Annotated in this window: 7 protein-coding genes; 5 read left to right on the top strand and 2 right to left on the bottom strand. The window is 48.4% G+C overall.

Annotated elements, in window-relative coordinates:
* Positions 1–198: 198 nt before the first annotated feature.
* From FHW16_RS22365 to FHW16_RS22355, 3 genes are read left to right on the top strand one after another with little or no spacing between them, the layout of a single operon-like run.
* The gene (locus FHW16_RS22365) at positions 199–1,662 is read left to right on the top strand and encodes an ATP-dependent nuclease (RefSeq protein WP_182551493.1); all 1,464 of its coding nucleotides are present in this window, start codon (positions 199–201) and stop codon (positions 1,660–1,662) included.
* 31 nt (positions 1,663–1,693) lie between these two features.
* Positions 1,694–2,059, top strand: a complete 366-nt coding sequence (locus FHW16_RS22360) for a hypothetical protein (RefSeq protein ID WP_182551492.1) — start codon at positions 1,694–1,696, stop codon at positions 2,057–2,059.
* Positions 2,056–2,448 (top strand): hypothetical protein, encoded by a 393-nt coding sequence (locus tag FHW16_RS22355; protein ID WP_182551491.1) that lies wholly within the window; start codon positions 2,056–2,058, stop codon positions 2,446–2,448. Before FHW16_RS22360 ends, FHW16_RS22355 begins: the two co-directional genes overlap by 4 nt.
* A 148-nt stretch (positions 2,449–2,596) precedes the next feature.
* Here the strand turns inward: FHW16_RS22355 and FHW16_RS22350 are convergent, their stop codons facing one another.
* Positions 2,597–5,146: an HD domain-containing protein gene (locus FHW16_RS22350; RefSeq protein WP_182551490.1), complete on the bottom strand. Its 2,550-nt coding sequence runs from the start codon at positions 5,144–5,146 to the stop codon at positions 2,597–2,599.
* A 721-nt stretch (positions 5,147–5,867) separates the two neighbouring features.
* On the opposite strand from FHW16_RS22350, the gene FHW16_RS22345 reads away from it, so the two are divergent.
* Positions 5,868–6,302, top strand: coding sequence for a YqaA family protein (locus FHW16_RS22345; protein ID WP_182551489.1), 435 nt, complete (start codon positions 5,868–5,870; stop codon positions 6,300–6,302).
* 384 nt (positions 6,303–6,686) lie between these two features.
* Here the strand turns inward: FHW16_RS22345 and FHW16_RS22340 are convergent, their stop codons facing one another.
* Positions 6,687–7,115, bottom strand: coding sequence for a metallophosphoesterase (locus FHW16_RS22340; RefSeq protein ID WP_182551488.1), 429 nt, complete (start codon positions 7,113–7,115; stop codon positions 6,687–6,689).
* A 446-nt stretch (positions 7,116–7,561) separates the two neighbouring features.
* On the opposite strand from FHW16_RS22340, the gene FHW16_RS22335 reads away from it, so the two are divergent.
* Positions 7,562–8,614: a DUF2971 domain-containing protein gene (locus FHW16_RS22335; protein ID WP_182551487.1), complete on the top strand. Its 1,053-nt coding sequence runs from the start codon at positions 7,562–7,564 to the stop codon at positions 8,612–8,614.
* Positions 8,615–8,750 lie beyond the last annotated feature (136 nt).

Raw genomic sequence — 8,750 nt, 5'->3', positions numbered from 1 at the left:
GAGCCTCACAATGAGCTCGTCAGATACTCTTCGGTGAGCTCATTTGACGGCCCGTAGATCAACCGAAAAATCTATGGGGCGTGGACGTCGCATACAGATATCCAGTCCCTATTTGACTATGCAAAAGTAGAGGTCCTGGAAGGCGATAACGAAGGTTCGGCGAATGACAAAGTAGAAGAGATCGTTCTTCCTGATGAATTGAGTATTCTTGCCGGTAGAAACTATGGATCTCGTACTTTCTTTTACATTGCCGGAAATGAAGACTTTGGATTGGATGGAGAGAAATTTTCTGAGTGGGCTAAAGCCAACGTTCCAAAATTTGTGTTGATCCAAGATTATAGTTTTTCAGGAAACCAAGTTGAGTTGGACCAGCTTAAACAAAGGTGGGACAATGTAGGCCGCGAGAATCGACATGAGCTGTCAGTTGAAGATCAAACCATTCTAATTGTGTTGGATCTTGCCCAGATTAACGTTGACGATTTTGTCGAGAAGGGAACGACCGCTGATGGTCGGACAATCCGCCAGTTCGATAAGCGTTCTGCGTCAGCCTATTTGACCAAGCAATTTCAACGTCTTTGGACGCAGAAGAAAGTGAAGTTCGACATTGACGTCGATGGGCCGACACTCAATATCTTCGCTGAAGATGAGGTAGTTGGATTCCCGGTCCGGCTCTACAGAAGATCAACCGGTTTTAGATGGTATGTTTCATTTGCATGGAAGTTTACTCATGCGAGCGGTGGCGATTTCAAGAATTGTATATTGCTTCTAGAAGAGCCTGGAGTTCATCTACACTACAGCGGGCAGCGGGACCTTCTTCGGGTCTTTGAAGATTTGTCATCAAAAAATACCATCCTTTATACTACGCATTTGGCATCGATGGTCGATCAGGCAAACCCCGAGCGCGTACGAATTGTTGAAAGCCGTAACAACCATGTTGCCATAAATCATGGAGTTGTGAGTTCACAAGCAGCACCCATGGCAGTGATCGAAGCATCTTTAGGGCTAACATCTGATCTTTCGGGCATGCTCGGTAATCGAAAAGTTCTTATTGTGGAGGGTGGCACCGACGCACTGATACTAAATAAACTTTCGGGCATTTTGAGCAGAGGAGGGAAAACTGGTCTATCCGATCAAATTTATCTCTGGCCTGCGGCAACTTCGACGAAAGCACCGATGTACGCGGCATTTGCCATCGGGCAAAGGTGGGATGCTGGCGTACTGTTAGACACTGACGAGTCTGGTCAGGTGGCTAGACAGAAAATCAACGAAATGAACTTGAAGGAACTTTCAGCGGCCGAAGGTTATGAGTTCCGCGTATTGATGTTGGCCGAGACTTCAGGGGTTAAAAAAACGGATGTTGCAATTGAGGACCTTTTCCCTGACGACTTTTTTCTAGGATGCGTAAATAGGGCATATGGAATAGCAATCCGGCCGGAAGAACTGCCAGTCGACGGCTCGACGCTAATATCCAAACGTGTTGAGGTTATCCTTAAGGAGCGGCATGGCAGGAGCCTCGACAAGAAAAAGGTGCTGGCTGAAATGCTTAAAGTGTTTGATAGCTGGAAGAATATTGCCGACCTGCCAAAGGGCACCATTATTCCGGCAGAAAAACTGTTTAAGGCGATAAACGCTGCATTCAAAATAGCTGAACCTGAAGCCTGACCTGCGCCTTTGTCAGTGAGGAAACATTGAGATGATTACGATACAGGGTCGAAAGGTTATTAGCACTGGGGTCGTAGTATTACGACCTAAAGAGACCAGCTTTTCAGTAGATATAGACGATGAAGTTACGGTTCAGTTCAGGTTTTCATTAGATGAATCTGACCCTACTGTGGCAATTAACGACGAGATTAAAAAATCGATTGTTTTGAACTTAGGAGACTTTGGTAGCCCGCTTGGGTCGACTATGTATGGCTCGTTTTCCACGCTCTTAACGCGTGAAAAACAAGGTCATGTGGGCACCTGGAGTTGGAATTATACTCTTGCTGTACAGACGATCGGAGAAAGTTACCTTTCTCGAACGGTCAATTTTACAATAGTCGAGGCGAGGGTAGCATGAATGAGTCTGACCCTGAAGGCGTAATGGTCACTGTCGAATCCATCTCGAAAACGCCACTATCCATTTTGCGTTCCAGCCCGGATCATATTCAACGGCACGATATTTCCGATGAAGAGTTAACATTCTTGTTGTCGACAGACCAATCGATCAAGGGTCAGTTCTTGTGGACCGCTATTGGAGCCTGCCTTGGCGCGGCGTCGCCCACCGTCGAAGCATTCAAGCGTTTGGGTACTGCCGAGTTCGGAACTGGAAGTTTAACGAATTGCATTATATTCGGGGCCGCTCTTGTCGTGATTATTGTCCTCTTGATCCTAAAACGAAAGGAACCAGATTTAGCCTCCGAGACGGCAAAAGCGATCAGAAGCAGAACCTCAAGGATCGACAATTAACGGAGTAGAAAAAACCTTGACGAGACGTCAAAACAGCCGGGACTTTTGGCCACATAATGCACCACATATCGGGCCAAACCCGGGCAATACAGTCTACAGGTCAACATTTTGACGGCATTCCCTTGTACGGTGTCGCGCTGGCCCAGCTTTAATTTGGTGCTGGGTTACGACGGTACTCGGTGATGGGGCGCATTATTTCGGTGCCATTAACGTCTCCAATAACTTCATCAATGTCGAGGTCAATCCAACCAGAAGGCCAAGCCGTTTTCAGAGCGCTCTCAAAGTATCTCAAAAGGTAAGACGGTCGAACCCGTTCGCGGTCATAGGTAAATCTCGTCGAAATGGTCGGTATAAGAACAATTTCCGGGGCAAGTATTAGATCGTCGAAAGAGTTTAATGACACCTCATCGTCATCCTCGTGAACCGGCTCCCCAACTAGTGCGGAAATAGTCGTCATTGATCGGAGCATGTGAATCAACTGTTTCTTATTGTGCCAAGACTTACGAGTGTGAGCAATCGGGAGGTTTCCGCAATTTCCGCCAAACTCTAATACGAGTTCGGCAATAAGTGCCTGCGTTTCGGAAGGAGTATCGGTCTTGCTGACCAACTTCGCTTGTTCTGTAGCCCAAACCCTGTACGCTTCTGGATCAGTTATTGGCGATCCCAAGTTTCTCGCAGCAACTTCAACATCACCAAGTATCACCCCAGCAATATGGGGAACCATCTGGACCTTGAATCCGCCTGACACCAGCGCACCAGTCTGACTCTGATAAGTCATGGAGGGCCACAGTACTGCTCGCCCGATGGTTTCACCATCCGCCTTAATTAATGGCCGCATTAGTTGTTTTAAATTTCTAGCTAGAGGCCTGCTGGGCCACGTTATGACCCTGCGTGAGAGTTCCAACGGATCACACGTAGTCCAATCACCAGGTGCAACGGCCGTTTCAAGAATTTCCGCATCTTTCACGATGATGCGAGTATCGCAGCATGGAGCAATTTGCTGAACTAAACTGATAAGATCAGTAGCGATCGGCTCGGCTATATTGTACGAATATTCCAGTAATCCGCGCTGCCGTGTCGGCTTGCCCCCGTCTATGGTGAACTTAAATGTGTTGATCAAACGCGGGTCAGAAAACAACTTCAATTCTACTCGTGTTCCGCCATTCTGTGGTACGGAATCCCGAGTAGCTGGAGCCAAAATTGGCCGAGAATTAACTCCATTTTTAAACAGAAGTGACAAAGCATCGGTGGCTGCGGCATCGAATCGTCTCGACGTGACGACAACTTCACTGGCGATCATGAATACCGAAAAAAAGCCGATCCCGAATTTTCCAATTGCACTCATTCCTCGTGCGGCTAATCCAGGATACTCTTCGCTAATTGCTGCAGACCGCCACAACGAGTTTCCGAAGTCCACTAAATTCGTCGTCATGACGTGTTCGGACATACCGACGCCGTCATCCTCCACGATCAGCCAAGGTTCTCCCGCTCGCTCCTCAATTTGTACAGTGATGGTTCCCCATACCGCATTGTTTTGCATTATTCGACGAGCATGAATTGCATCGACTGCGTTTTGAAGTAGTTCTCTTAATGGAGCGCGCCAGTCGTCGCCGTAGAGACTTGACCCGCCGAGAATACTTACGATCTTTGGAACATCAGAAATCCGGAGGGGTGAATTAATGGGCTTCCAACCTTTCACCGGTATATCAAGTGCGAGCTCACGCGGGTTTTGAACACCCTTGATTCTAGTGACTCTCAAACTGGGCCGCCCCTCATCCACCAAAAGCAAACCCGTCTCACGAATTTCTCTGTCAGCTAATGCCAGTGCATCAAAACAAAGCCACCAACTTTCTGATTCCTCTATCGGACAATGTTCACCGGCGGTGAATTGCAAAGCATCGCCGTCCACTCGAGGACTGCTTAACCTATTTTGAAATGCCCAGTGCAGATTGGAGATGCCGCGAGGCTGCTCCAATGCTCGGACAAAGGTAGGGGCACGCCGCCGATCTAAGTGAATTGCGTCAGCAACTCGCAACAAACCTGCAATCTTGAGGCGATCAACACCGCATTGAGTGTGGGGCGGCAAGGGGCCAAGGTAACTATTCAGTTTGGTCGCTACCGACGAAATGGGCCACCAATGGCTGTGGGCTATTTGACCGATAGTTGCCCCATAGTAGCGGCGCAAGTCACCATCCTGAATTAGAAATTCTTCAGGATCAGTCGAAGCGTTTGACCAACTCTGAGTGGCTAACTTTTCGGCATTCTTAGCATGTAACATGCGGAGAACGTTTGTAATCAAATATGCTTCATCAGGAACATTATCGCCGGAAGTTCCTAAAGCGACCATATCCTTCCATTCATTCAGCTGTTTAAGCTCGTCTAATCCACCCGGATAAGCAGCTAGCGTCATCGATGCATCATGCAAAAGGATCGCGCCGCCAAAAACGAAAGCTTCCGGTGGATTGAGAGTTAGATTATCACCTGCAACCAAGCTCGCCATTTCCCACAACGCATCGAGATGTGTGATGTCATGAACCGTATACCCGGACATATCGCGAAGTATACGAGCGGCTATCGGCTCTACTCTGGCCCGCATGCTTGCAAGATGATGCATGAAAAAATTTTGTTCCGTTGAATCAAACTCGGAACTGTCCTGAAGGAAGGCTTCAGAGTAAAGACGGCTTCGTTCAAAAGACATTTTAATTCACCCAAGCTGCTGATTTTGTACAAAAAAACGACTGAAGAAGGTGGAGTATCTTACTATTCGACAACAACCGCTAAACCTATGCGAGGTTACTTTTAAACACAGAAATGTGCTAGCACACGTTTCTGAATACATAGAGGTTAAAACAAGGGCGACGATGTTCCCCAATGCAATGCTGCTAATCGTCCGCTGGATCAACTATTGAAGCTAGCCTATACACAGCGAGAGCAGCACTGCTAGAGCAGAAAGCCTTTCCGCTGAACCTCCGAGACTCCAGTCATTCCCTCAATTCTCACACAAAACGTGCCTCCCGCGCTAAACAAGATTATGGGTGCCTTTTCTCAGGGAACTGTACGGAGCGCATTTGCGAGTCCTTGGCTGACCTTCGATTGTTAATAGGTGTGCATCGCTGCCAACAACGGATTTTGCGTAGATATCGGCGTTGCAAGACGCCCAGTATATCGGTCATTCCTGCAACAAGCGAGGAGAGCGACCGATATACCGGGCGTTATACAGCGCGAAGAGTTAAGCTCGAATCTGCACATTCGTAATTTCAGCGCTCATGTATTCGAGCTCTGCTCGAGGTGACATCGCCCGACACGTCAGCTTTCCGCACAGGTAATCCTCATTTGTCTTTTCGCACCTAACAACATGCTATAGGCAGCCTCCCGGAGAGCATTGGTTTCGCGGGATGAGAGTAGCAAGATTGAACAGTATGGGTGACATCGCAACGTATGGCGGGCTCTTCTTTGTTGCTTTCGTTGCTGCGACGGTCCTTCCGATGCAGTCTGAGGCGCTTCTCGCCGGGCTGCTGATCAGCGATGCCTATTCCATCGCTCTACTTCTGGCGACAGCAAGCGCGGGCAACATCCTCGGATCTGTCGTCAATTGGCTTCTCGGACGAGGAGTCGAACGCTTCCGCGATCGTTTGTGGTTCCCGGCGAGCCCAAAAGCCTTGGACCGAGCGGAGAGGTGGTACCGACGCTATGGCCGATGGACATTGTTGTTGAGCTGGCTGCCGATAGCCGGCGACGCACTGACCGTTGTCGCAGGTGTTCTGCGAGAGCCATTCTGGAGCTTTCTAGCGCTTGTCGCCATAGCCAAAATCGGCCGTTACCTGGCCGTGTTCGCTCTAACGACATGGTGGTAACCCGACCAGATCGTTTTTATCGGAGCGGATGTGCGCAAGTGGTTCACACGTTATCGCTAAACCATCTGACCAAGCCAGTCTTCTCGATTGACATCTGCCCATTCGTAATTTCAGCGGTAATGAACTCGAGCTCTGACTGGTCCGGTGAAATCGCCAGGCATGTCAGCTTTCCATAAGCGTAAGCCCCTGTGTCGATCCCAATCTTGTTTGATTTCACAACGGGTTCCTCAGAAGCCGTGTGGCCGTGGACGAATATATGTGGGAGAGGGCCGTCAAAATCCAAGAATTTGTCTCTTATCCACATCAGGTCGTGGTTACTCTGTTTCTCTAACGGGACCTCCGGATCAATCCCCGCGTGCACAAACGCAAACTTTCGGTCAATGATCATCCTGTCGGCATTATGGAGAACTTCGAGATGTTCAGCGTATTCTTCACGGCAGTACGCAGCCATGTCCTCCAAGGACTTGAATCCTTCCAAACCGTACGAAAGAAGGTTTTGTAACCTCCAATCCTTTGAAGCCAACCATCAAATCGTGCCTGACCAATGGTGTCTGCTGTCATGAATTCCATGAAATAGTTATCATGGTTACCGAGAATGAGCCTGGAGTCCGGTGAATTCTTCAGTGTTCGGCACACGAGATCCATCGCGCTGCGGCTATGAGGACCGTGATCAATGATGTCGCCGAGAAAGATTATGCGCGGCTTCCAGTCTTTATCAGCTGCGTCCATGTCGATAGCTGGCAGCAGGCCATATAGGAGATCGGCGCGACCGTGGATGTCTCCGATGGCGTAGGTTGCCGTATTGGTCGTCATGGGATTTCCTGCAGGAATAATTCAGATAGCGAGTACGTAACCCATTTTCGTAAAAATAGGATTGCGCTTCTGCATTCTGCGAGGAAGGTCGCGAAGTAAGTAAAACCAGCAGCGTGAAAGACAGAAAACCCGCGTGGTTACAAGAGGGAACGGCATCGAGTTGCGAAGTAGTGACATGCTCAATTGTCGTTCGGGCCGAGCACGATATGAGAAGGAAGACTCTCGGGCGCGAGCATCTTATGTGCAGATTATATTGAAAAAACATCTCTTATGTTCAAGTTATATGGAATTATATGGAATGGTGATGCCTTATGTTCAAATCATATGGAAGTTCGTCGCTGTATGTCGAGCATTGCTCGGTGCTCGATAATCTCGACTACGGGTGGACGGCAGACATGATTACAGTACCAAGTATTTTTTGATTCCTAAGGACGGTTGGGGGACGAATGAAAGTCGATCGGTGTGCTCTGTCTGAGGCGATGCGGGAGGCATCTGAAAAAGATTATCTAAGACAACAGAGAGAGGTTCAGGAACGGATTGGCCGAGTTTTCATGCCTGGACTTATGCGAGGGTTGGATGATCTTTTTAAGCCTTCCAATCAATTCAAATTGGTGCACTACACATCAGCCGATGTCGCCGAACTGATCATGAAGAATCGTGAAATATGGCTTCGAAGCACGCAGTACGTAAACGATACAAGTGAAATTCATCACGGTTTTGCACTTATTGAGCGTCTTTTTGGATTAAATGGAAAAGCAGAGCAGGGTGGCTCCAGATTGCTCCGCGCCTTGGATCAAATTCACAAAGGCGTCGGAGAGGCGGTCGTACCCTATTTTCGCGCCAGGTACGACGACATATTAAATAATACCTTCATTTCCTGCGTTTCTAAGCATGCGCTTCACGAACGGGAACATGGGCGTTTATCGATGTGGCGTGCGTATGGGCGGAAGTCAGGCGTTGCTTTGGTCTTAAATCCGGAACCGTTTCGTTCGACTTCTGACGTTCTTAAAGCTTACTCCGCACCTGTTTTGTACGGAGGTTGGGATGAATTTATACGCGACATGAGTGAGGTCACCGATAAAATCGAAGCGAGTGCAGAAAAGCTTCGATTTATCCCAGCACATGACCTCATCAAAATTGTGCACATGATGCTGTTATTGACAGTTACATGCATAAAACATCCTTCGTTTGTCGAGGAGCAAGAGTGGCGCGTGATTTACACGCCGACTGAGTTCCATTCGTCTGTAATCAAGCCCGCGAACATCACAATTGGTGGGATTTCCCAGACAATAAACAAGCTTTCACTGAAAGATTATCCTAGACAAGGATTGTCCGGAATCGAGATACCTCAGCTGATTGACAACGTGATAGTGGGCCCGCTCGGCGATCCGGTGCACACGCGAGAACGCATGATTGCTGCTTTGATCGAGGCGGGAGTAAGTGACGCAGAAAATAAAGTTACATTATCCAACATTCCGCTGCGCATTGACGGCTATTGACGACCAGCAGTGACATCGAATCTTTCAAACATATGAGCTTCCCAGAGACTTCATCACGTTGCTGCGCTGATCCCGAATTATTTCGTCGCAACAGCGTTGAGACCAATATTGTGCAGGTTGCAGGCTGTCGCAGATA

The organism is Phyllobacterium myrsinacearum (assembly GCF_014138285.1).
GTDB lineage: Bacteria > Pseudomonadota > Alphaproteobacteria > Rhizobiales > Rhizobiaceae > Phyllobacterium > Phyllobacterium myrsinacearum_A.
This window is presented reverse-complemented; position numbering and strand designations above follow the sequence as displayed.